Annotated in this window: 21 protein-coding genes; 3 read left to right on the top strand and 18 right to left on the bottom strand. The window is 35.6% G+C overall.

What is annotated here, in order from left to right:
- Positions 1 to 11 precede the first annotated feature (11 nt).
- Genes AB3I72_RS05250 through AB3I72_RS05210 form a run of 9 tightly spaced genes read right to left on the bottom strand, consistent with a single transcriptional unit; the run spans position 12 to position 9,308 of the window.
- Positions 12 to 1,406 (bottom strand): AMP-binding protein, encoded by a 1,395-nt coding sequence (locus AB3I72_RS05250; protein WP_174126818.1) that lies wholly within the window; start codon positions 1,404 to 1,406, stop codon positions 12 to 14.
- A 26-nt stretch (positions 1,407 to 1,432) separates the two neighbouring features.
- Positions 1,433 to 2,068 (bottom strand): dTMP kinase, encoded by a 636-nt coding sequence (gene tmk, locus AB3I72_RS05245; protein ID WP_174126817.1) that lies wholly within the window; start codon positions 2,066 to 2,068, stop codon positions 1,433 to 1,435.
- The gene (locus tag AB3I72_RS05240) at positions 2,068 to 3,225 is read right to left on the bottom strand and encodes an MFS transporter (protein WP_368023659.1); all 1,158 of its coding nucleotides are present in this window, start codon (positions 3,223 to 3,225) and stop codon (positions 2,068 to 2,070) included. Before AB3I72_RS05240 ends, tmk begins: the two co-directional genes overlap by 1 nt.
- A 13-nt stretch (positions 3,226 to 3,238) precedes the next feature.
- The gene (locus AB3I72_RS05235) at positions 3,239 to 4,480 is read right to left on the bottom strand and encodes an acetyl-CoA carboxylase biotin carboxylase subunit family protein (RefSeq protein ID WP_224800340.1); all 1,242 of its coding nucleotides are present in this window, start codon (positions 4,478 to 4,480) and stop codon (positions 3,239 to 3,241) included.
- 11 nt (positions 4,481 to 4,491) lie between these two features.
- Positions 4,492 to 5,109 (bottom strand): hypothetical protein, encoded by a 618-nt coding sequence (locus AB3I72_RS05230; RefSeq protein ID WP_174126823.1) that lies wholly within the window; start codon positions 5,107 to 5,109, stop codon positions 4,492 to 4,494.
- A 4-nt stretch (positions 5,110 to 5,113) separates the two neighbouring features.
- Entirely contained in the window at positions 5,114 to 6,304 is a 1,191-nt protein-coding gene (locus AB3I72_RS05225; protein ID WP_368023658.1) for a hypothetical protein, read from the bottom strand.
- Positions 6,276 to 7,253 carry an aldo/keto reductase gene (locus tag AB3I72_RS05220; RefSeq protein ID WP_368023656.1) on the bottom strand — a complete coding sequence of 326 codons (978 nt, stop codon included), beginning with the start codon at positions 7,251 to 7,253 and terminating at the stop codon, positions 6,276 to 6,278. The genes AB3I72_RS05225 and AB3I72_RS05220 overlap by 29 nt, the downstream gene beginning before the upstream one ends.
- A gap of 5 nt (positions 7,254 to 7,258) precedes the next feature.
- Positions 7,259 to 8,506, bottom strand: coding sequence for a hypothetical protein (locus AB3I72_RS05215; RefSeq protein ID WP_174126704.1), 1,248 nt, complete (start codon positions 8,504 to 8,506; stop codon positions 7,259 to 7,261).
- Positions 8,507 to 8,528: 22 nt separating this feature from the next.
- On the bottom strand, positions 8,529 to 9,308 hold the full coding sequence (locus tag AB3I72_RS05210; RefSeq protein WP_174126705.1) for a nucleotidyltransferase domain-containing protein: 780 nt from the start codon (positions 9,306 to 9,308) through the stop codon (positions 8,529 to 8,531).
- 825 nt (positions 9,309 to 10,133) lie between these two features.
- Here AB3I72_RS05210 and AB3I72_RS05205 point away from each other — a divergent pair.
- Together AB3I72_RS05205 and AB3I72_RS05200 are read left to right on the top strand one after the other, a co-directional pair.
- Positions 10,134 to 10,259 carry a hypothetical protein gene (locus AB3I72_RS05205; protein ID WP_263598450.1) on the top strand — a complete coding sequence of 42 codons (126 nt, stop codon included), beginning with the start codon at positions 10,134 to 10,136 and terminating at the stop codon, positions 10,257 to 10,259.
- Positions 10,260 to 10,274: 15 nt separating this feature from the next.
- Positions 10,275 to 10,568 (top strand): tyrosine-type recombinase/integrase, encoded by a 294-nt coding sequence (locus AB3I72_RS05200; protein ID WP_368023655.1) that lies wholly within the window; start codon positions 10,275 to 10,277, stop codon positions 10,566 to 10,568.
- 177 nt (positions 10,569 to 10,745) lie between these two features.
- On the opposite strand, the gene rpsI is transcribed toward AB3I72_RS05200, so the two are convergent.
- The 5 genes from rpsI to AB3I72_RS05175 all read right to left on the bottom strand — a co-directional run bounded on the left by rpsI (position 10,746) and on the right by AB3I72_RS05175 (position 14,735).
- The gene (gene rpsI / locus AB3I72_RS05195) at positions 10,746 to 11,138 is read right to left on the bottom strand and encodes a 30S ribosomal protein S9 (protein WP_002354786.1); all 393 of its coding nucleotides are present in this window, start codon (positions 11,136 to 11,138) and stop codon (positions 10,746 to 10,748) included.
- A gap of 13 nt (positions 11,139 to 11,151) precedes the next feature.
- Positions 11,152 to 11,580 carry a 50S ribosomal protein L13 gene (gene rplM / locus AB3I72_RS05190; RefSeq protein WP_048670019.1) on the bottom strand — a complete coding sequence of 143 codons (429 nt, stop codon included), beginning with the start codon at positions 11,578 to 11,580 and terminating at the stop codon, positions 11,152 to 11,154.
- A 236-nt stretch (positions 11,581 to 11,816) separates the two neighbouring features.
- Positions 11,817 to 12,284, bottom strand: a complete 468-nt coding sequence (locus AB3I72_RS05185; RefSeq protein WP_002354782.1) for a DNA starvation/stationary phase protection protein — start codon at positions 12,282 to 12,284, stop codon at positions 11,817 to 11,819.
- 127 nt (positions 12,285 to 12,411) lie between these two features.
- Positions 12,412 to 13,131, bottom strand: coding sequence for a DUF5105 domain-containing protein (locus AB3I72_RS05180; RefSeq protein ID WP_347495996.1), 720 nt, complete (start codon positions 13,129 to 13,131; stop codon positions 12,412 to 12,414).
- A gap of 83 nt (positions 13,132 to 13,214) precedes the next feature.
- Entirely contained in the window at positions 13,215 to 14,735 is a 1,521-nt protein-coding gene (locus AB3I72_RS05175) for a gluconokinase (RefSeq protein ID WP_002396789.1), read from the bottom strand.
- Positions 14,736 to 14,843: 108 nt separating this feature from the next.
- On the opposite strand from AB3I72_RS05175, the gene AB3I72_RS05170 reads away from it, so the two are divergent.
- Complete coding sequence (locus AB3I72_RS05170) at positions 14,844 to 15,536, top strand: A24 family peptidase (protein WP_061100831.1); 693 nt, start codon at positions 14,844 to 14,846, stop codon at positions 15,534 to 15,536.
- A 48-nt stretch (positions 15,537 to 15,584) separates the two neighbouring features.
- Here the strand turns inward: AB3I72_RS05170 and rpoC are convergent, their stop codons facing one another.
- From rpoC to AB3I72_RS05150, 4 genes are all read right to left on the bottom strand, one after another.
- Entirely contained in the window at positions 15,585 to 19,238 is a 3,654-nt protein-coding gene (rpoC, locus tag AB3I72_RS05165; RefSeq protein ID WP_002354777.1) for a DNA-directed RNA polymerase subunit beta', read from the bottom strand.
- Between the two features lie 166 nt (positions 19,239 to 19,404).
- Positions 19,405 to 23,019: a DNA-directed RNA polymerase subunit beta gene (gene rpoB / locus AB3I72_RS05160; RefSeq protein ID WP_010712913.1), complete on the bottom strand. Its 3,615-nt coding sequence runs from the start codon at positions 23,017 to 23,019 to the stop codon at positions 19,405 to 19,407.
- Positions 23,020 to 23,389: 370 nt separating this feature from the next.
- A complete protein-coding gene (locus AB3I72_RS05155; protein WP_002360937.1) occupies positions 23,390 to 23,731 on the bottom strand; it encodes a type II toxin-antitoxin system PemK/MazF family toxin in 342 nt (113 codons plus the stop codon).
- A complete protein-coding gene (locus AB3I72_RS05150; protein WP_368023654.1) occupies positions 23,731 to 23,961 on the bottom strand; it encodes an AbrB family transcriptional regulator in 231 nt (76 codons plus the stop codon). Before AB3I72_RS05150 ends, AB3I72_RS05155 begins: the two co-directional genes overlap by 1 nt.
- Positions 23,962 to 24,083 lie beyond the last annotated feature (122 nt).

Raw genomic sequence — 24,083 nt, 5'->3', positions numbered from 1 at the left:
GAACAGAACTACTAACAGCCTAACAAATCAATGCTCTTTTCTTCTAAAAGTTGGTTATCAACTTTTCCATTTTCTTTTAACGGAAAAGTTAATACTTCAATGATTTGTGAAGGTCTCATAAATTCTGGTAAATTATCTATTAATGTTCGTTTTACTTCTTTAGAATTTTTAGAAACAACAACTATAATTTTTTTCTTATACACAAATGCGTGGCAATTTACTTTATTCAATCGTTTAACATTGTATTCAATCTCCCCTAAATTTATTCTAAAGCCTTTAATTTTTACTGTTCTATCTATCCTATCAAGATAAATAAATTTCCCATTTTCTTTCTTCTTGACCATATCCCCAGTTTTATATACCTTTTGATCATTCCAATGAATAAATTTTTGTTTAGTTTCAGTTTCTGAATTAATATATCCTATTGAAAGTCCGTCACCTGCTATATAAAGTTCTCCTTGTTGTGCTTCTTTCCCGTTTTCTCCAACGACATATACATTGGTTCCATAAACAGGAGTTCCAATAGATATCTCACTGATATTGGTCAATTTTGCCATAACGTCTAGAGTGGTAAATACTGTTCCCTCAGTTGGTCCATATCCATTTATTACAGTTGTATAATTTAGAGCAATTTGCACATGTTCTAAACTTAATGGTTCTCCACCAACAATTACACAATCTAAACTAACAAACAGTTCAGGATTTTTATCTATCCAAAAATTAAATAGCGATGATGTTATCCACATGATATTAATCCCTTGACGTACTCTTTCTTCTACTTTGAATAGATTTAGTACTTCTTTTTTATTTAATATTGAAATAGTCATGCCTGTTAACAAAGGACACCAAATTTCTATAAGTGACGCATCGAACTCTAAAGGACTTATATGTGACATTATTTTACCTTCTTCAAATGGTAGTCTTGGCTCCCTTATCAAACGCAAGATTGCTTTGTCAGAAATGCCAACAGCTTTAGGGACTCCAGTCGTACCAGAGGTAAATGCAATATAACTCAGTGTATTAGAATTCCGTATTTTATCTTGATATTTTAAAATGCTATAATCTTCAGGTAGTATGCAAGAATTATCAAGGACTATCTTTATATTTAACTCATTAATCAATAAATTTTTACGATTTTGCGGATAATCAGGATTTATTACTGTGTATGTCGCACCAAAGCTTATTACCCCTATCATTGCTGCTATGGCCTCTATGCTTCTTTCCATTTGAATGCCAATAACTTCATTTTTGGATATCTTTTGATTTATTAAAAAAGCACAGTATCCATCTGATTTCTGCTTTAATTGAGAATACGTTAAACTCTCAATTCCATCTGTAACAGCAATATTTTCTTCAAATTTTTTAAAACTTATTTCTAACATTTTAAACATATTTGAATACTGCATCACACTACCTCCTCTAAATTACTATGCTATATTTCACTAAAATTTTCAGGATATGTCATCTGCATATATGTTAAACAACTATCGACCACTTCATTAAGTGATTTGTTACAGTCAATAACAATTGTATTTCCGTTATATTGTTTTAGCAGTTTTTTATATTCTTTGATATAAAGCTGAACATCTACCTTACGTTCAAATCTATCTTTTTCTTTTTCTCTCTCAGTAATTCTTTTTTCCAAATTATATGTTGACGCATCAAGAAAAAAAGTAATATCCGGGACAAAGTTTTCAATCGCAAGATTATTCAAATGTGTAATAATGTTTTCTTCAATGAATTTACCTTGATAAACATAGGTGCTGAGTGTAAACCTGTCACAGATAAGAATTGTACCTTTAAATAGCTCAGGTGCTATAACATCAAAATAATGCTGTCTTCTACATGCCAAAAAAAGAAATAGCTCTGTTACCTTATCCATTTTTTTATTCAAAATTAAATCAACTATCTTAGATGATAGACAATTATATGCAGTTTCTTTAGTTATCATTGCCTTTTGTCCAGTTTTTCCTTCAATCGCTTTTTTCAATTCATTACACACAGAAGTTTTACCCACTCCATCAACACCTTCTATAACAATAAAAAAACCTTTTTTTAATTTCCCCATTACATTCGCATGTCCTTCCTAAACCCTTTATTACCTACAAAAAGTACAAGTAATGAAAGAGTATATATCGTTCCTATAATAACTAGTGCATATCCTTTCCAATATATAGATAAATATCCAAAGACTAGACTGCTTATAGGGTTTAATATATTTGAAACAACAAAGAGTATACTGAGCGTTTTCCCAATATTAAAAAAATTTGTTTCCATCTGTAAATAGGTATATAACTGTATATTATACAATACTAAACAAAACGAGAAAGAAAACATTACAGCGCTCAAAACAAAAAAATTAGGAATAGCCACAAGTAAAATTAAAGGCAACAACATTGTATAAGTAATCAAACTCTTATATAAATTCTTAGTCTTTTTATATTTAAAAAATATAGGGGCACATAAACTACCTGCAACTTGAAAAAAATTTACCACGCTGTAAGTTTTTCCTCCTAAAATATTCACTAATATATTAGGCAAACAAATTTCTACTCCTAGCAAAAAAAAATTGCTTAACATTGAAAATAACAAAATAGCACGTAATTTCTTATCCTTAAATATTTCTTTAAACACAGATAAAAAATTTTCTTTCTCATTAATCTGGCTATCAACATTTATTTCTTTCAACATCAACAATAACACGCTAGAAATAAAGTAAAAAATAGAACAAATCAGCAAGGAAATATTTATTTCAAATAACAAAGGAAATATTGAAGTAAAAATTGGAATAGAAATTTCTATAGCTTTTTTTATAAACGTCTGTTCTCCATTTATTTGCTTAATATTTTCTTTAAAAAAAGCTTGAGGAATCACAGCTTTGTCGCTCAAAGCAAAAAAAGCATACAAAATTCGCAGTAATATCAGGATAGCATATAGATAGTTTCGGTTGCCTTTGTCTATCAATACTAATCCAATAAAACATACTAAAAAACTAAAAAAATTAATGCACATTAAAACCTTTTTTTTATTCAGTTTATCTATCAGTACCCCAGCAGGTATATTAATTAATAACGTAATACCAAAAATAATTGAACTAATTTTCCCTAATAATAATGCGTTACCTTCAACTTTCACAATATTGTAATTAAATACGAATACTAATAAAATATTAGATATTATTGCTAACGCAGAAGAACTTAAATAAGCAATTCTATTTTTTTTCAACCAACTTCCTCCTTTAAGAATTTTCAAATTCAATATGGCAACATTTATTCAATTTTACAATATCGTTTAACCCTTGGATCTCTGTAAAATTATCTTTCAATTTTCCAAAAACAAAAATATTGTATGTATTTCCAAATTTCAAATCAGGAATAATATCTCCCTTTTTAAAAAAAATATCCGTCCGTGTATTAACTAACGTATTTGGTACTTCAGAACTATTGAAAGAAATATTTTTAATCTTGCCTCCATTTTCCAGAAGGTTACAATATAGAAAATATAAGCCTTCATCAGGCTCTTTTATTAATAGTTCGCTTCTTTCAAATTGGTCTGTCATTATATCATAATAAATTTCAAAAAAATTTCTACCATATTTTAATGAATAAATATAATAGAAACACCCTCCACCACCTGGTCTTAATGCATTGTCCAGTATGTATATTTTCCCGTCTCTAGTTATCTTCATTTCCGTATGAGTTGCTCCCGTTTTAAAACTGAACGCTCTACAAAAATCTTGCGCCGCTTTATTAATTTTTTGTTCAACTTCAATATCTAAATTTTTAGAATAATAAACAAAATCTTCAAAGCGATGTCCTTCTAATCCGTGTAAGCGCTCGCAAATACCTGAAAAAACAATTTCTCCCTTAAACCACAACATATCAATAGCATATTCTTTACCTTCAATATATTCTTCCAGTACTATTTCGGAATTAAAGTTATATCCATTTGACCATAACTTCATTATTTTAATAGCTTTTGCCACTTTTTTCATATTAGTTTCAAGCTCTAATTCATTTTTTAATAAATAAACCCCACTACTACCATAACCACTGTCTGGCTTTATTACTAATGGGTATTCTAAATCTGATTCTCCACTCAAAAACTCTTCTAAATAAGATATTTTAGGGACATTTTCTCCTTTTTGCATTTTTTTTGTACTATACTTACTTCTGCTATAATTATTTTCAAAAAAATTATATGTTTTTATATCAGACAATTCGCTTATTTCGCACATTTTGTCAACCAACTTTTCATCGTTAGTAAATATAATATCTGCAAAACTATATTTGTTTTTCAAACATTCAACGATTTCTTTTATATTTAACCGGTTAAACATTTCAAAATGACAATTAACAAGATTTACATTATGAAGCTTCCCAATATAGAAGACGATTAATCTATCCCCCCTTTTTAGGGCACTTTGCTCAAATTCTTCTAATAAATATACTTCAGTGGTTAAAAAAATTATAGTTTTCATACTCAAAACTCCTATTTTTTGTCGTGAGTGCTTAAATTATTTATATATTTCACATTACCTATAAAGATATACTCGTTTTTAGAACATATTATTGCTGAATTATCATCAAGTAGGTATATATCATTCTCTAATGACAGATAATTTGTCTTTGCTAACACTTCTGGTGTACTATGAACATCTAAATAAAAGGTGTACCTCCCTAATCCCTGAGCTCTTGCCTCTATTTTTTCTCCATGTATGGGATTTAAGTAGATCTCTGTTCCCAAATTTAATGCCCCTGCACTGTAACCAATCATAAGTCCAGTAAATTCTTTTAAGAATTCTACAAATTCTATATCTGACCATATAAGAGAATTTTGATAAAAAAATGAACCTCCCATTAAAAAAACTAATGAAATATCCTCAGATTTCATTAACTTAAAATCATATTGATAAATTTTAATATTATCAAACACTACATCATTTTTATTAAAGCTATTTACTATTTTATTGACATAGTATTTTGTTACAGTTTCATCGTCCGAGGTTGGAACTATGAGTATATCCCCTTTTGAAATATTTTTTTTAATTTCGGAAACAAATTTCGGATTCTCCATCATAACAAAAAAATCACTTACTAGAATTTCCAAATAATCACTCCTTCTCCACGATATATTTACTTGTCATAAGTTCAAATAGAAAATCTATTTTATTCATCAATTTACATGAGTATCTATAAGTGATATCTATTGTTTTTAAATCTCTTGATATTCCTATTTTAAATGTCAGAACATAATTTTTTTTGTTAGGAAGAATTGCTTTTTTTAATTCTTGATGATTATCATTCTCATCATTATTAAAAATAATTAATAATATTATCGGCTCAAGTTCTTGTTTTCTAGTCTTACTATCCTTATTGTTGTTATATCTTAAACTATTTAAATAGGGGATTTCTTTTTCATGTTCATAGATATCACTTATTGCTGCTTTATCTAATCCTCTTTTAAAAGAATATATATATTCATCATGAAAATCCACAATTCCTTTATAACGTTTTGACTCTATAGCTGATCTACCAGCAATTAAACTAATGGGAATTTCTTCAATCAAGTCTTCTGAAAAAAATTCAGATAAAACTTTATATATCTTAATAGTCCAGAAAAGTTCTAATGACATAGCAATATTTTTAAAGTCAAAAGAGTAGTATTTTTTTATTTGAATAAAACCATTTTCATTATCCTTATACTTATTTATTAAAATAAATTTATTTTTCTCGTAATCTTCAAAATTAACTTGAGAAGGTTTACAAGTATAATAGTCAACAAAGTACTTTTTGCTAATGTCCAAATAGCCTTTTATGTCTGTATTAGCTATTTCTTCATTTTTTTTAGAAAAAAACTGGTAATCTCCATCATAAATAGCATGATGGAGCATTCCAAACAAATATTTCCCGTCATTGCCATGAACGATAATAAAAAAGTGTAAAAATCCCTTTTCCATCATGTCTTTAAAGTCTATTGAGTTTATAATTCTACTAAAAAATGAAGTTTGAGTCTCATTTGATGGTACTGAAATCTCTATAAACTCTACATTTTTTACTTTATACATAAAAAATTTATTATTAATATATTTACATCTTAACAATAAATTACTTGAGTAAAGATTGCACATATAGGAATTGATATCTTCTTCAGAATATTTAGTAGGAATTTTTTTCAATACAGGTACATAAAATAAATGTGAATTTTGATAGTCTAAATATTTTCTCGCTATTGGAGAAGGCTCTAGCACTTTCTCAACAAATTTATAATTGTCATTATATAAAATTTCTAATATCTTGTTCAAAAATATCATCCCTAAAATATCCTTTCAGCTCATTCATATTATTTACTTTGTCTAAATCATTTATACCAGAATCTTCTAGCTGAACAACTAAATTCATATAGTCTAAAGAATCAATATCTAATTCCAAAAAATCAACATCTTTATACATGTAATAATTACTTTTAAGTTCCTCTAAATAGTTTTCTTGAAATACCTTTCCGAGACAATCAAACATCTTTTTTAAACTTTTTTTCTCTAAGTTAAACCTCCTATTGAGCTCTAACAAATGATTAACATCACTAGTCCCAATTATCATGTAATCAACTACTAAAAATAGTTCTGAAAATACTCTTTCTAGCTTTTCTGTATAGCTAATTTCAGAAAAGCTATTATTTCTAAATATGCTACGAATGGCTATTTCTACATTATATTTTTTAGCCAATATACCTAACTCTATAAATAATTTATAGTCATTCATATATGGTAACTCTATAAAATCGATCCTCTCAAATAACCATATAAAATTTTTTAGCTCAATATTTTCACATACATCTTTAGGCATAGAAACACCCATTTTTACATTATCATTTTTTGATTTCTTTTTTAAATTTTTTAAAAGCTTTTCGCCTTTACTTGTATTCCATTCAAAAGTCCAATAATGTAACATCACAACTCTTAAACTATCATTAAGATCGTTTTTTATCGTCTCATAAGATTGCTCAACATACTCTTTTGTATAATTCATTGATAGCTCTTCCTGTTCTAATGGATACTTTTTTAAAGGAATCTTACTAAAAATATTTCCTTTATCAAAAAATTTTTTTAAAAATTGATGCATCTTTCCATTCTCATAAACTAATGCTGTATCGACATTATATACCCCAAGCTTGTTAGCTGTATAAAAAAATTCTAATTGTTGTTTTTTTGATGTAAAATTCAGTTCCCATGTTCCCAAGCAAAGTTCTGCCATTTCATTTATACTCCCTCTCTATAAAGGTTTCTTGAAATAATACTTATTAATTGCTGCTTAATAGCTGGAGCAAAAGTTTTATAATCAGGTTGAGTCACTATAGGCTCTTGCCCATTCTCAGGGCTAAATTTAATAATTTGAATATCGATTCCCTTATCAACCAGTATTTTATTGATTTTTAACAGATCCAATTTATTTGATTTAACACATCTAACTCGTTGCTCTTTTGGACAAATAGAACATTCACAGTCTTTCTTCTTAAAGAAATTTGTCAATGCTATATTGTTTGTCTTTAGCAAATTACTTATTGCACAGGCAGAATGTTTGTAAACAGGCATGTTTCTTCCAAAATATTTTTCAGATAATTTTTCTATATATTGAAAATCAGCTTCGGTTAAAGTCTTCGTGTGCCTAGAAGCACTTGAAACATTGTTAGGTAGAGTCATATCTCTTACTTCTGTCATCCCATACTCTATCCCCTCTGTCCACCTTAAGCCTCCAGGAATAATAGAAGTTATATAATCAGAATATTCAGACGATATTTTCTTGAACATAGCATCTAAATCTGTAAAGTCATTACTCCAATCTCGCACTAACGGTCTTAGGTACCAATTAAAATGAATATTAGAAAACTTTCGAAATAACTCTATATTTTTAAATCTGTTATTTTTCATGGGCTCAACTTCTTGCTCATTATTTGCCCAGCATAAAGATATAATTATTGGATTTGTCAATGAAATATTTTTTAATCTTTCAACTGCTCCTTTAGGGATTCCAGCCTTTGTAACTATCCAAAATGGATTTTTTAATCCTTGATTAACAAACCACTCCATAACCTGTAATGTTGATTCCAATACCTCCCCTTGAACAAAAGGTTCAGTACTAGAAGTACCAATACTGATAATTCCTGTATTTGCTTCAAATAAAGGATGTACGGCTAACTCATTCAATATTTCGTTTATAGAAAATTTTGTTCTTCTAATTGGAATATAGCGCATTTTTTTATCTGTGGAATCCAAATCCTCAAACACCCCTTGAACATGACAATAGGCACATTGGAAAGCACAGCCAGTCCAAAGGTCTATACTCATGGAATTTCCTGTTATGCTCACAGAAGAAAGCTTAGCATCAGGATTAGGATCCAAACAACCATACATATACTTCGTTAACTCAAACTTACGTCCTGTCTTATCACCAATAATCTCACAGACAGGTTCCTTGTTAGCAACCTTTACTTTCTCTTTTTTACACAAATCTTTTCACTCCTTCAATTAGTTACACAGTAACTTTTTTTAACATATCAAGTAAAAATCCATTATCCCATTTCTTCTTAATACATTCTCTAATATTGTAATTTTCAAGAAATATACTACCATCTCTAACTAGATGTTTAAATCCAGGGTTATAATGGTTAGACTCTAAACAATCTATCCTTGATAATAACACTATGCATTCTAAAAAACCTTGTAAAAATAATAGTTGATTTTGGGAATTCATTATAGTCAATTCTCTTTTTTGATTAAATCCATTTTTTAGTTTTTCTAATACATTTTTTTTATATTTGATAAAATAGTTGTTATTTAAACCTATAATTAAATTCTTAACTCGACTATCCTTATCCATATAAATTAACGCTTGAGATAGATCACATAATAAAACTTCTTCATTTGCGCCACCTATAGACCAATTCTTTTGTACACTTTCTATATGGTTTCCTAGTATTATACTTTCTATATGCTCTATAAAATCAGTTGTGTTTCTTACACAAATATTCAAAAATGAAACTTTTTCACAAGTATAAATATCGTCATTTTTCATAAAATTAATTTTTCTATTTTTATAGGTATCAATAATATCTTCTTCTAACCCAGATGTAAGAAGTAATATATCTATATCGGATATTCCATCTCTATAAAGATTTTTTGCAACTGAACCAATCACTAAGATTGCATCAATTTTCGGGATTTCAGAGGAAATATCGAGCACTTCAAATAGTACTTGTTGAATGTCTGGATTTATTATTATTTTCTTTAATTCGTCCTCAATTTCTCTCACTTTATTCCATCCTTTCACTTAACATTAAATTATAGTTATAAACTAATTATATTTATATTAACACGAGCTAATATACGTCGTCAACACATTTTGTAAGCAATACTTATTGACTATTGCAATAAGTACTGAAAAATAGATAAAATATCATTGTTAAAAGTAAAGAAACAAAAAAACGAACAGATACCCCCTATAATGTTTCTAATCAAAAATATTAGTAACAAAAAAATATACAAAAAAGAAACCATTTTTTTTTAGAGAATGGAACTTATACGAAGTAACAGAACCAATACTTATGTTTGAAGAAAGTAAAGTTCGTTACACAAAAATCAAAAAAACTGGAGGATATTGTCACGAATGAACTCACTATTCTATTATCCGAACAACAACAGCTACATTTACAACAAACCATTAATCAATTATTAACAACCGAAGTTGACCAATTTAGAACAGAATTTTCTTTAAATATACGTTATATCAAAAAGAAACAACTCTGTCACTATCTCAATTTGTCCAACAACACCTTTGATAAATTGATTGCCGAAGGTTTACCCAAAATCAATATTCACGGTGTTGTTCTATATGACAAAATAGAAAATGAGTCACGCAAATGAAAAAATATTATTCTATAAAACTGTTCAAGAATCTTTAGAATTAACGAAAAAAAACATGACTTTCAAAACTATACTCTCTTAGCTTTAACTTATTATTTAAGAGCAACAAAAGGTGAAATTTATCCCCTCGTTTGAGCTGATATTGACTTTCAAAAGCAGTTAATTTCTTTATCACATAAGTAAAGAAACTGGCAGATACGAGCGGATAGAAAGAATGAAAAATGGCGATCGCTTTCGAAATGTTCCAATTAATGATACCAGTGTAAATTTATTAAAAGAATGGAAGCAAAAACAAGCAATTGAATTGAAACAACTAGGAATTAAACAAACAGCTCAATAGTTTCTATTTACCTAAGTGAATCAAAAAGGCGATATCAACCAACCACTGCATACCGATTGGTTGAATAATAAGTTAAACCAACTAGAGAAAAAATATGGACTTCCTCATATCATTCCTCATGGTTTAAGACACACCTTTGTTTCAGATTTACTCAACCAAGGAATAGACAGTTTAATTATTAAATCTCTTGTCGGTCACGTAGAAACTTCTAACATGATTCGAGACGTTTATGGACACACTAAAGACCCAACAAACATACATGCGCTAAAACTCTCAGAAGAATACAGAAATACCAATCTAAATAAATAGCTGGTTACGAGGTAAGAAGAAAGTCGTCACCAACATCATAATTGAATCAAAAAAAGACACTTTCTCGCAACGAGAAAGTGTCTTTCAAAATGATAATTGAGTGGCACTCGATTTCCAAGGAAATCTTCGTCCCTGATTGTTTTCGTAAGCGAACATGTTCGCAACGACTCCAAATAATTAACGTTTTGAGAACTGTGAAGCTTTACGAGCTTTTTTAAGACCTGGTTTTTTACGTTCAACCATACGTGCGTCACGAGTAAGTAACCCAGCGCGTTTTAAAGCAGAACGGAAGTCAGGATCTACTTGTAACAATGCACGAGCGATTCCGTGACGGATAGCTCCTGATTGTCCAGCATAGCCACCACCGTTTACGTTTACGATTACATCGTAAGCGCCTTTTGTTTCAGTTACGCCAAATGGTTGGTTGATAACTTCACGCAAGTCAGCATGTGGAATATATTCTTCTACGTCTTTTTTGTTTACAGTAATTTTACCAGTACCTGGTACTAAGCGTACGCGGGCAACTGCATTTTTACGACGGCCTGTGCCGCTATATTGTACTTGTGCCAATGAATTTCCCTCCTTAAATTAAGTTCGTGATATCTAATACTTCTGGTTGTTGTGCAGCATGTGGATGCTCAGCTCCACCGTATACGTTCAATTTAGTAAATTGTTTACGTCCTAAAGTGTTTTTAGGTAGCATACCTTTTACAGAAGTTTCGATAAGACGGCGAGAGTTTTTGTCGCGTAATTCACCAGCAGTCACTGATTTTAATCCTCCAGGATACATTGAGTGACGGTAGTAAATTTTGTCTGTAGCTTTTTTACCTGTTAATTTTACTTTATCAGCGTTAATTACGATTACGAAATCTCCAGTATCCACATGTGGTGTGAATGTTGGTTTATTTTTACCACGTAGTACAGAAGCAACAACTGCTGATAGACGTCCTAAAGGAACATCTGTTGCATCTACTACGTACCATTTACGTTCTACTTCGCCAGCTTTGGCCATATATGTTGTACGCACGTTTCTTTCCTCCAATTTTGTTTTCGATGTTTGACATACACTTGAGTTTCCGGGGCTCATTGTGGGGCAAACAATACCATTTAATATTTTACCTTCAATCACTGATAAAGTCAATGTTTTTCTGCGCTTTCAGAAAATAGATTTTCACTTATTTTTTTGTGCCTTTTAAACAAAAAAAAGCCGCCAACGTCAACGTCAGCGGCTTTGGGAGTTGTTTTAAATTATGCGTCAATACCAGGCGCTTTGCCAAGTTTGGCTTGTAACATCCAAATATTTTTTTCGATGTCTGTTTTGTTTGCGATGAAAATGTCTTGTGTGCAGTCGTCGCCTTCTTCACCAGAAACTTCGATTCCTTTTGCGTAAAGGTCTGCTAAGTAACGGTAGCCTGCTACTAATTTTTCCATACGTTCTGGAATGGTGCGGTCCCAGTTACCAATTTCATCTTCAATTTTTGTATTTTCTGCGAATTCACGCAATGTTGAGAATGGAGAGCCGTCCAATGTGATTAAACGTTCTGAAACAACATCTAATTGCTCGTTGATTTGATCCATGTATTCATCCATTTGTGGGTGAAGTGTTAAAAATTCAGGTCCACGCATATACCAATGTGTTTGATGAATTACCACGGAAAATTGGCTTAAATCTGCAACGAGTTGGTTCAAAATTTCTTTTGTTTTTTCAAATTTCATTCTTTGTCATCCTCCTAAATATTATTTCTACACTCTTAGTGTAATATGAATTGTGAAAAAAGTACACTGAAAACCTTTCTTTTTTAAAATTATTATCAAATTATAATAATTACAATTAAGAATTTAATTAATTTCCTGAAATCGCTGTTTTTTCATCCGCAGTGACGACTTTTTGTTCCGCTTGAGTGAGGATCGTGTCGAGTGCCTCTGTCAACTGGTCAGTATCTTCTTTTCCTGTGATGAAAGCTAAAAAAAACTGATTCAGTCTCAGTTGCTCCGCCGCCGGCAAGTACCATTGTCCTTCTACTTGCTTAACCGTTAATGGCAGTTCAACTGGCTCATGGCTGACATTGATTTGTTGGATTTCTTTTTTTAAAACGGCTAACGTGTGCTGCATGTCTAGCGTTTGTGTCGCCTGTTGCGTTTGCTGAAGAAGAGCAGTGGTTGTATCTTCAATCGCCGTCACAAAATCTAAGCCCTTAATCTGAAAAGTGATTGTCGCTTGTCCGTTCAATTCTTTCGTGGCTACTAGTTGATATGACGCTTTTTTCTTCACTTGAGCCAGTAATTCTGCGCTAAGCTTCTGGGCTTCAGTCTCGGTGACTTCAGCGTTCATTTCTTTTAAGCTATTGAAAAATTGCTTCTGGAACTGTTGACGGCTCGTCTGCAAATGCTCCACCAAGACTTTCGGTTCACGAAAAGTTTGAGAGAATGTCGCTGTCTTTTCTTGATAAATAAAGTAATCTACCAACTGTTGCGCTGCTTTTTCGCCGGAACGAGACGGTGCACTGCAGCTTGCTAACGCCCCAATGAATAACAGAAATAGTGGTAGTAGCTGTTTCTTCATTCCTCATCCTCATTTCCTCAAGTCTTTGTCTCTCTTCTAGTTAAGCAACTTCTCAGTCATTTGTCAAAGCTATTTACTATCAATTATTTGCGGAATTCTGCTAATTTTTGATAACTTTGTGCTAAAACTTGTTGGGTTTCTTGAAAAACAGGATACAGTTCTTGATAAACTAGCAATTGATCCGCCCGTGGCGTGACCGTTTCATGAATCAGCACCTGTTGAGCCGCTGCTTGTAAATTTGGTAACTGCCCTAAGCCTTGCCAACCTAGCAAAACAGCGCCTAATGCCGAAGCTTCGGTGCTATCAGTGAACGATAACGTTTCTCCCAGCACATCAGCCATGATTTGACGGAACACAGGGGAATCAGCAAAGCCGCCTGTCGCTCGAATCTCCTGAACGGGTCCACCGAGTTGTTTCAAATCCTCTAAAATAGTTTTTAAATTGAAACAGATGCCTTCCACCACCGCTCGAGCTAAATGTCCGGCATGGTGATTTTTGCGCAAGCCAATAAAACTTGCGCTCGCCTCTGCATTCCACAACGGCGCTCGTTCACCAAGCAAATAAGGATGAAACAGTAAGCCATTTGCCCCGGCTGGCACGGTTGCAATTTTGGCCATAATTGGGTCATAGAGATTGGTCCCGTTTTGGATAGCTTGCTGACGTTCTTCTGCAAAAATCGTTTGGCTCGCCCAATCTAACGCAACTGCACCATTACTACTTGCGCCACCAATCACCCAGTGCTGTTCATCTAGAGCAAAACAAAACGTTTCACCTTGCGGATGCAAAAAAGGTTCTTCGACAATATACCGAAGTGCGCCGCTCGTACCAACGGTCAAAGTCGCTACACCCATTCCTAGCGCTCCCAAACCTAAATTAGACAAGGGACCATCCGCGCCACCAAGAACTAAAACCGTTTCCTCCTCAACACCAAGCATCTCTTGCCAAGAAGGCGCTAACGCTGGAAAAATGAACGTTGACGGGGCAACTTTTGGCAACTGTTCCTCCTCAATAGATAAATACGCTAAAATCGACGATTCCCATTGCCGCGTGTGAATATTAAATAAACCCATTCCTGAAGCACTACTATAATCTGTCCAGTATTCGCCAAAGAAACGGTAAAAAATGTAGTCCTTAATCCCAATAAACTTGGCCGCGCTCTGCGCAACGGCTGGCTGATTTTCCTGCAGCCAGCGAATCTTGTATAAAGGCGCCATTGGATGAACTGGCATGCCTGTCAATTGATAAAACAATTGGGCCGCTGGCGTTTCTTTTAACGCTTCCGCATAATCAGATGCTCGTGTGTCAGCCCAAGTAATCACTTGGGTCAATGGGCGTCCTTGCGCATCCATGGCAATTAAGCCATGCATCGCTGAAGCAAAAGAAATGAGCCCAATTGGTTGATTCTTCACTTGCTGTGTGACGGTTCGAATACAGTTCACCACAGCTTGGAACAGCGTCTCTGGGTCTTGCTCCGCCATTCCTTCAGTCTCTTGAATTAATGGATAACGCACATAGCTAGAAGCTACGACTGTGCCATTTGCTTGAAAAGCCACTGCTTTGGCTTGCGTGGTGCCAACGTCGACACCAATCGCTAATTTTTCCATTTGATTCCCTCATTTCTTGTTTCTTTTATTATTCCTAACAAAAAAAGATTTGTCTAGTCAAACGAAAAAGTTTAAAAAAAGCGTAGTTTATTTTTAAGGAGGTAACCTATGTTTTTCTTGAGTCTCTTTTTGATTGGTGCCTGTTTCGGTTCTTTTTTATGCTTAGTGGCGGAGCGCTTACCAGTAGGGCGTTCTTTGTGGTGGCCCCCTTCCCACTGTCAAGGTTGCCACCAGCCTCTACATCTCTATGAATTAATTCCAGTTGTTTCGATTTTGCTGCAGCGCTTTCGTTGTCGAAAGTGTCAACAGCCAGTAGCTAAGAGTTATCTTTTAGCAGAACTTGTCATGGGCGGCTTAACCGCAAGCTGTTTTTCAGCTGGCCTGACGATTGATGCTTTGATTCTCTGGTGGTGGCTGACGAGTGCTTTCACATTATCCTTGATTGATTACTGGTATTTAGTGGTTGAACCGAAGATTCTTTATCCTAGTTTTTTTGTGCTTTGTTTGCTGAAAGTGGTGGGTCAGCATTCGTTTTACTTACTGACTGGTCTTTTTTGTTTTTGTTTTTTCCGAGCCGTTTTACACTATTTTCCGGAAGCCATGGGGCGAGGGGATCTTTTGTTACTGGGTTTGTGGGGCTGTTTTTTACAGATACCTCAGTTGCTGATGTTGCTATTTTTTGCCAGTAGTTATGGCCTAATCTATGGCTACAGTTGTAAATTTTTAGGGTATCCAGTTGAACAGAAACTTCCCTTTGTCCCCTTTTTAAGTTTGGGCTTACTCACAATCAGTTGGTTATAGCAAATAAAAAAAGCCGTAAGGAGCATGCTCCTTACGGCTTTTTAGGGTTTATTTATTGATGTTTTTCATCGCATCTTCAGCAGCCATTTGTGCTTCAATGTCTGAAATACTATAAACGTTTTCGCTAGCTACGCCAACTTCTTTTGGTTCCATGTTACGGTAACGAGCCATACCAGTACCAGCTGGGATGATTTTACCAATGATAACATTTTCTTTCAATCCAAGTAATGGATCTTTTTTGCCACGGATAGCAGCATCTGTTAACACGCGTGTTGTTTCTTGGAAGGATGCAGCAGATAAGAAGCTGTTTGTTTCCAATGACGCTTTGGTAATACCAAGTAAAACTGGACGACTAGTAGCAGGGACGCCACCAGCAACTAATGTGTCGTAGTTACGGTCTTTAAATTCTGCGATGTCCATTAATGTTCCTGGAAGGATTTCAGTGTCACCTGGATCCATTACGCGGATTTTACGTAACATTTGACGAACCATTACTTCGATATGTTTGTCGCCGATTTCTACCCCTTGCATACGGTAAACACGTTGTACTTCACGTAATAGGTAGTTTTCAACAGATAAAACATCACGAACTTGTAATAATTGTTTTGGATCAATTGAACCTTCTGTCAACGGTGCACCACGGTGGATGATGTCGCCTTCAGCAACTTTCATACGTGCAGTGTAAGGGACAGTATAGGTACGTGTATCTGTTTTTCCTTTGATGGTTACTTCTTTTTGACGTGTGGCAGGATCTTCAGAAATATCGATAACTTCACCGGTTACTTCTGTAATCACTGCTTGCCCTTTCGGATTACGTGCTTCAAAGATTTCTTGGATACGAGGTAAACCTTGAGTGATATCGTCACCGGCAACCCCACCGGTATGGAACGTACGCATGGTTAACTGTGTACCAGGTTCCCCGATTGATTGAGCGGCGATTGTACCAACTGCTTCTCCGACTTCAACGTCAGAACCAGTTGCTAGGTTACGTCCGTAACAGTGCTTACATACACCATGTTTTGTGTTACATGTAAAGACAGAACGGATGGTTACTTTTTCAATACCAGCGTCCACGATTTCTCTGGCAAGATCTTCAGTGATTAATTGATCCGCACCAATGATGATTGCACCAGTTTCTGGGTGAACAACTGATTTACGTGTATAACGACCTAATAGACGTTCGTCTAATGGTTCGATAATTTCATTACCTTCACGAATTGCTTCGATTTCAAGACCACGGTCAGTGCCACAGTCGTCTTCACGAATGATTACGTCTTGGGCAACGTCAACTAAACGACGTGTTAAGTAACCTGAATCGGCTGTCTTCAAGGCCGTATCGGTCATCCCTTTACGAGCTCCGTGAGTTGAGATAAACATTTCTAAGACAGAAAGTCCTTCACGGAAGTTTGAGATGATTGGTAATTCCATGATTCGTCCATTCGGAGCGGCCATCAAACCACGCATACCAGCTAACTGTGTAAAGTTGGAGATGTTACCACGGGCTCCAGAGTCAGACATCATGAAGATTGGGTTACGAGCTTCCATACTTTCGATCAGTTTTTGTTGGATTTCGTCTTTGGCACCGTTCCAAACGCCGATTACACGTTCATAACGTTCGTCATCAGTAATTAAACCACGACGGAATTGTTTAGTAATTGTTTCAACTTGTTTGTGGGCAGCGTCAATGATTGCTTGTTTTTCATGAAGAACCATGATATCGGCAATCCCTACCGTCATCCCAGCATACGTTGAGTGTTTGTAACCTAAGTCTTTCATTCGGTCAAGCATTTTAGAGGTTTCCGTAATGTGGAATCTCTTGAAGACTTCAGCAATGATATTTCCAAGATTTTTCTTCTTGAATGGTAAAACTAATTCTTGCTCTTTAATATGTGCAGGAATGTCTGTACCAGCTTCTACGAAGTATTTATCTGGTGTTTGAACAGTTAAGTTATAGTCTGTTGGTTCGTTCAAGTAAGGGAACTCAACAGGCATGATTTCGTTAAAGATGATCTTACCAACTGTGGTGATTAAGATTCGTTCTTTTTGCCAATCAGTAAATGGTTTGTCACCTAAAAGTGTTGTTTGAACCCCAATCCGTGAGTGTAAATGCACGTAGCCATTTTGCCATGCTAAAACAGCTTCGTTCATGTCGCGGAAGATCATACCTTCCCCTTCACGGCCTTCTTCTTCCATTGTTAGGTAGTAGTTACCTAAGACCATATCTTGAGATGGTGTAACAACTGGTTTACCATCTTTCGGGTTCAAGATATTTTGGGCAGCAAGCATTAACATACGAGCTTCTGCTTGTGCTTCTTCATTTAGAGGCACGTGAACCGCCATTTGGTCTCCATCGAAATCGGCATTGTAGGCTTCACAAACTAATGGGTGAAGACGAATCGCACGACCTTCAACAAGAACAGGTTCGAAAGCTTGGATCCCTAATCTATGCAACGTAGGTGCCCGGTTAAGTAAAACTGGGTGTTCTTGGATAACTTCTTCTAAGATATCCCAAACTTCATCTTCGCCACGTTCGATTTTACGTTTCGCATTTTTAATGTTTGTCGCAATTTCACGTTGTACTAATTCACGCATTACAAATGGTTTGAATAATTCAATCGCCATTTCTTTTGGTAAACCACATTGGTACATTTTTAAGAACGGACCAACGACGATTACGGAACGACCAGAATAGTCAACACGTTTACCTAGTAAGTTTTGACGGAAACGACCTTGTTTCCCTTTCAACATGTGAGAAAGAGATTTCAATGGACGGTTACCTGGTCCAGTAACTGGACGGCCACGACGACCATTATCGATTAAAGCATCCACCGCTTCTTGTAACATCCGTTTTTCGTTTTGAACAATGATGCTTGGCGCATTTAAGTCTAATAAACGTTTTAGACGGTTGTTACGGTTGATAACACGGCGGTATAAGTCGTTTAAGTCACTTGTTGCAAAACGACCACCTTCCAATTGAACCATCGGACGTAAATCTGGTGGAATAACTGGGATAACATCCATTACCATCCAGCTTGGTTGGTTACCAGAGGCACGGAAGGCTTCTAAGATGTCTAAACGACGGATGGCACGTGTCCGTTTTTGACCAGAAGCTGTTTTCAATTCTTCTTTTAATTGCGCAACTTCGCCATCTAAATCGACGTTATCTAATAATTGTTTCACGGCTTCGGCACCCATAGCAGCTTTGAAGGCTTGGCCATATTGTTCACGTTTTTCACGATATTCACGTTCCGTTAACAATTGTTTTTTCTCTAATGTTGTGTCACCTGGTTCGATGACAACGTATGAAGCAAAATAAATGACTTCTTCCAATGCACGAGGGCTCATGTCTAAAACAAGACCCATCCGAGATGGAATTCCTTTAAAGTACCAGATATGTGAAACTGGTGCGGCTAATTCAATATGTCCCATACGTTCACGACGTACTTTTGAACGAGTGACTTCAACGCCACAACGGTCACAGACAATACCTTTATAACGGATACGTTTATATTTACCACAAGCACATTCCCAGTCTTTGGTTGGACCAAAAATGCGTTCACAGAATAACCCTTCACGTTCGGGTTTTAATGTACGGTAGTTAATTGTTTCGGGTTTTTTAACTTCCCCATAAGACCAACTTCTGATCTTTTCTGGTGAAGCAAGCCCTATTTGCATACTTTCGAATTTATTTACATCGATCAAAAGGAATTCCCTCCATTTCCTTAATTAGAGAAGCTGAGTCAGCAACTTGTTAGCAAATGGCAAGCATCACTTGAAAGAAGGTCTGACGACACTTGGAACAAGTAATGGCTTGCGCAGTTGCAACAAAGTCGCAGTTGAATCAACTCATCAGAGTGGTAGCGACAAATTAGTCTCTGTCTTCGGCTGTTTCAATTTCTTGAACAACGTCTTGTGCTTCTTCTTTCACGACTGATTCTGCTTCTTTTTCCAGCTGTTTCGCTGATTGTTGTTCCGCAAATTTGGTTAGTGCGTCAACGGTGATTAAATCATCATCGTCATCGTCCATATCGCGTAACTCAATCTCAGCTTCCTCAATGTCCAAGACACGCATGTCTAAACCAAGTGATTGTAATTCTTTCACTAATACTCGGAATGATTCAGGCACACCTGGTTTTGGAATTGGTTCACCTTTAACGATGGCTTCGTATGTTTTCACACGTCCGACAACGTCATCAGATTTGTAAGTTAAGATTTCTTGTAATGTGTAAGCAGCACCGTAAGCTTCCAGTGCCCAAACTTCCATTTCCCCGAAACGTTGTCCACCGAATTGAGCTTTACCACCCAACGGTTGTTGCGTAACAAGAGAGTAAGGTCCGATTGAACGAGCATGCAATTTGTCATCAACCATGTGGGCTAATTTAATCATATACATGACACCAACGGAAATACGGTTATCAAATGGTTCACCTGTACGTCCATCGTAAAGAACTGTTTTAGCATCGCTAGCCATACCAGCTTCACGAACAGTTTCCCAAACGTCTTCATCGGTTGCCCCATCGAAAACAGGTGTTGCGACGTGAATACCTAATTGGCGAGCAGCCATACCTAAGTGTAATTCAAGTACTTGTCCGATATTCATACGAGAAGGTACCCCTAATGGGTTCAACATGATATCAACAGGTGTTCCGTCAGGTAAGAATGGCATATCTTCTTCCGGCATAATACGGGAAACAACCCCTTTATTTCCGTGACGTCCCGCCATTTTATCTCCTTCGTGAATTTTACGTTTTTGAACGATATAGACACGAACTAACATGTTGACACCTGGTGATAATTCATCGCCAGCTTCACGAGTAAAGATTTTCACATCATGAACGATACCGCCGCCACCGTGAGGTACACGGAGAGACGTATCACGAACTTCGCGGGCTTTTTCCCCGAAGATTGCGTGTAATAAACGTTCTTCTGCAGATAATTCTGTAACCCCTTTAGGTGTGACTTTCCCAACTAGTAAGTCGCCATCTTGAACTTCAGCACCAATGCGGATAATCCCCATTTCGTCTAAGTCTTTCAACGCGTCTTCCCCAACGTTTGGAATTTCACGGGTAATTTCTTCAGGTCCTAATTTTGTATCACGTGCTTCTGATTCATATTCTTCAATATGCACAGAAGTGTAGACATCGTCTTTAACTAAACGACGGCTCATGATAATGGCATCCTCGTAGTTGTAACCTTCCCATGTCATGAAGGCAACTAAGACGTTTTGCCCTAAAGCCATTTCGCCTTCTTCCATAGAAGGTCCATCCGCTAAAGTATCGCCTTTTTCAACTTTTTCACCTAAGTGAACAATTGGGCGTTGGTTGTAGCTTGTTCCTGAGTTAGAACGACGGAATTTAGTAACCATATATTTGTCTAATGCGCCATTGTCGCGACGAACGCGAATTTCTTTTGCATCGACGAATTCTACGACACCGTCATGTTTACATAGTAAAGCAGCACCTGAGTCATGGGCTGATTTATATTCCATACCTGTACCTACCCACGGAGAGCGTGGTTGAATTAACGGCACCGCTTGACGCTGCATGTTGGCACCCATCAAGGCACGGTTGGAGTCATCGTTTTCTAAGAAAGGAATACATGCTGTTGCGACTGCGACTACTTGTTTTGGTGAAACGTCCATGTAGTCAACTTTGTCTACGGCAACTTCTAAGTTTTCACTTTGTAGACGCGCCATAACAACATCATTGGCAAATGTGCCATCTTCATTTAAAACTGAGTTCGCTTGCGCTACGATATAATGGTCTTCGATGTCTGCGGTTAAGTAATCTACTTGATCAGTAACACGGCCTGTCGCACGATCAACACGGCGATAAGGCGTTTCGATGAAACCAAATTTATTCACTTTTGCGTAACTAGATAAACTATTGATCAACCCGATATTCGGTCCCTCAGGCGTTTCAATTGGACACATACGACCATAGTGAGAGTAGTGAACGTCACGAACTTCATAACCGGCACGGTCACGAGTCAAACCACCAGGCCCTAAGGCTGATAGACGACGTTTATGGGTTAACTCACCTAATGGGTTTGTTTGGTCCATGAACTGTGATAACTGTGAAGAACCAAAGAATTCTTTGATACTTGCTACCACTGGACGGATGTTAATTAATTGTTGTGGTGTCAATGTTTCTGTGTCTTGAATAGACATTCTTTCACGAACCACACGTTCCATACGGGCTAAACCAATACGGAATTGGTTTTGTAATAATTCGCCTACTGAACGGATACGACGATTACCTAAGTGGTCGATGTCATCGACATTGCCGATATCTTCCATTAAGTTGAAGAAGTAGCTCATTGAAGCAACGATATCTGCTGGACGAACTGTTTTGACGCTGTCGTCTGGATAGCCGTTACCAATCACATTTACGATACGTTCAGGATCTTTTGGTGAAAGAACTTGAATCACTTGAATCGTCATTGGTTCAGTTACTACCGCATCTTCACTTGGATAGTAAGTTACACTGTTTAAGCCGTTGTCAATGTATTCGCCTAATGTTTCCATGATTTGGTGTGTTAAAACCGTGCCTTTTTCGACAATGATTTCACCAGTTTCTGGATCAACTAGCGTTTCAGCTAAGGTTAAGTTTAATAGACGTGTTTTTAAGTCTAATTTTTTGTTAACTTTGTAGCGACCAACGTTTGCCAAATCATAACGTTTTGGATCAAAGAAACGTGCAGTTAACAAGCTACGTGAGCTATCTGCTGTTTTTGGTTCGCCTGGGCGAAGACGTTCATAAATGTCTTTCAAGCCTTCTTCTGTACGAGAATCACTTGCGTTTTTGTGTAAATCTTTTTCAATTGTGTTGCGTAAGCTTTCGCTGTCGCCGAAAATTTCGAAGATGGTATCATCTGAACCGAAACCTAAAGCACGAACTAACACAGTTAAAGGAATTTTACGTGTGCGGTCAATCCGAACATAAGAAATGTCTTTCGCATCTGTTTCCATTTCTAACCATGCACCACGGTTAGGAATGACTGTTGAGCCAAAACCTTCTTTGCCGTTTTTGTCCACTTTTCCATGGAAATAAACACCTGGAGAACGAACTAATTGGGAAACGATAACACGTTCTGCCCCGTTGATGATGAAGGTACCCATTTCTGTCATTAATGGGAAATCGCCGAAGAAGACTTCTTGGGATTTAATTTCACCTGTTTCACGGTTGGTTAAACGTAATGTTACATGTAATGGCGCAGAATAGTTGGCATCATGTGCGCGGGCTTCTTCTACTGTGTACTTTGGTTCTTTTAATTCATAGTCAACAAATTCTAAGGATAAGTTTCCTTGGAAATCATCAATTGGTAAAATGTCTTCAAACATTTCACGAAGTCCCTCATCTAAAAACCATTGATAAGAGTCTGTTTGGATTTCAATTAAATTTGGTAATTCCAATACTTCACTGATACGTGCGAAACTTCTACGTTCGCGATGCTTTCCGTATTTTACTACGTGTCCAGCCAAGCTCTTCACCCCTCTAGTTATAAGTCTATCAAAACACCGATCCGAAAAATTACATTTACGTTACATATATTAAATATATGTAATAAAAAGCATTTTTTGCAGTTTTTAAGCAAAAAAAAACCAAAAATAGAACATGCTTCCGAAAAATTTTCTGGCGTTTCTACTTTTGTTTTCCTATAAAAAACCGGAACGGACAATATTTCGCTCCTGCTTCGTCACTTTCAGATAGTTTTTGCTCTATAGATTCTACTACCTTTGTCTAGAAAAGTCAAGGGTTTCTTTAAGGTTTTCTTTTTCATAAAAAGGAGTTTTTTTGTAAAGGGTTTAAATGAAAAAATGCGTAATAAATAATTACGCATTTTTTCAACAACTAGAAAATATATTCAATTATTTGGTCAATTTTCGCCATATCTTTTAATGGCAAATGCTCAATTTGACTTAATTTTCTTTCAGTGAAGTCCAAAGATTTCAGTTGTGAGATCACTACTTGTCCATGGGTTTCTATGTCATCAGGCAACGTATATCGAGTGGGAATATTTTTAATGGTGGAAGTAATCGGGCAAATCACAGCAAACATGGTTTTCCGATTAAATTCATATCTTGACACGACTAAACCAGGGCGTCTCTTCTGAATTTCTTTACCTGCAGCAGGATCAAAATCAATCCATACAATATCTCCTTTTTTGGGAATGTACTTCTTTTCAACATTCATTAAAAAAGTTCTCTCCCCTCAGGTGCAAGATCATGCCACTCATCTTTTTCATAATACTCACCTTCTGGACCTTCACTAAATGGATCCTGAATTTTAGGGACTAATGTAATTGTACCGTCGTCAGCATACATCACAATATATTCTTGGTCGACTTTTGGTTTTTTACCATTATCAGTGGGTAAAGTTAAAACTACCGAGTTTCCTTGTCTTCTTGATTTAGTTGTTAGCATGAAATCACTCCCTTCGCTTCATTATACTATGCCTTTGTAATGATGGAAAGAATTTTAAATCACACTTAATGTGACTGAGTTTACTATATAATGCGTAATAAATAATTACGCATTTTCCCCTA

Source organism: Enterococcus sp. GC34, from assembly GCF_040886645.1.
Classification (GTDB): Bacteria; Bacillota; Bacilli; order Lactobacillales; family Enterococcaceae; genus Enterococcus; species Enterococcus faecalis.
The sequence above is the reverse complement of the archived record's forward strand: the minus strand, read 5'-3'. Positions and strand labels throughout refer to the sequence as shown.

Bases quoted from the DNA above. Each gene is read 5' to 3' on its own strand.
- AB3I72_RS05250 (WP_174126818.1), bottom strand. From the start codon at position 1,406: ATGCAGTATTCAAATATGTTTAAAATGTTAGAAATAAGTTTTAAAAAA.
- tmk (WP_174126817.1), bottom strand. From the start codon at position 2,068: ATGGGGAAATTAAAAAAAGGTTTTTTTATTGTTATAGAAGGTGTTGAT.
- AB3I72_RS05235 (WP_224800340.1), bottom strand. From the start codon at position 4,480: ATGAAAACTATAATTTTTTTAACCACTGAAGTATATTTATTAGAAGAA.
- AB3I72_RS05220 (WP_368023656.1), bottom strand. From the start codon at position 7,253: ATGGCAGAACTTTGCTTGGGAACATGGGAACTGAATTTTACATCAAAA.
- AB3I72_RS05205 (WP_263598450.1), top strand. From the start codon at position 10,134: ATGAAAAATGGCGATCGCTTTCGAAATGTTCCAATTAATGATACCAGT.
- rplM (WP_048670019.1), bottom strand. From the start codon at position 11,580: ATGGCCAAAGCTGGCGAAGTAGAACGTAAATGGTACGTAGTAGATGCA.
- AB3I72_RS05185 (WP_002354782.1), bottom strand. From the start codon at position 12,284: ATGAAATTTGAAAAAACAAAAGAAATTTTGAACCAACTCGTTGCAGAT.
- AB3I72_RS05180 (WP_347495996.1), bottom strand. From the start codon at position 13,131: ATGAAGAAACAGCTACTACCACTATTTCTGTTATTCATTGGGGCGTTA.
- AB3I72_RS05175 (WP_002396789.1), bottom strand. From the start codon at position 14,735: ATGGAAAAATTAGCGATTGGTGTCGACGTTGGCACCACGCAAGCCAAA.
- AB3I72_RS05170 (WP_061100831.1), top strand. From the start codon at position 14,844: ATGTTTTTCTTGAGTCTCTTTTTGATTGGTGCCTGTTTCGGTTCTTTT.
- AB3I72_RS05155 (WP_002360937.1), bottom strand. From the start codon at position 23,731: ATGAATGTTGAAAAGAAGTACATTCCCAAAAAAGGAGATATTGTATGG.
- AB3I72_RS05150 (WP_368023654.1), bottom strand. From the start codon at position 23,961: ATGCTAACAACTAAATCAAGAAGACAAGGAAACTCGGTAGTTTTAACT.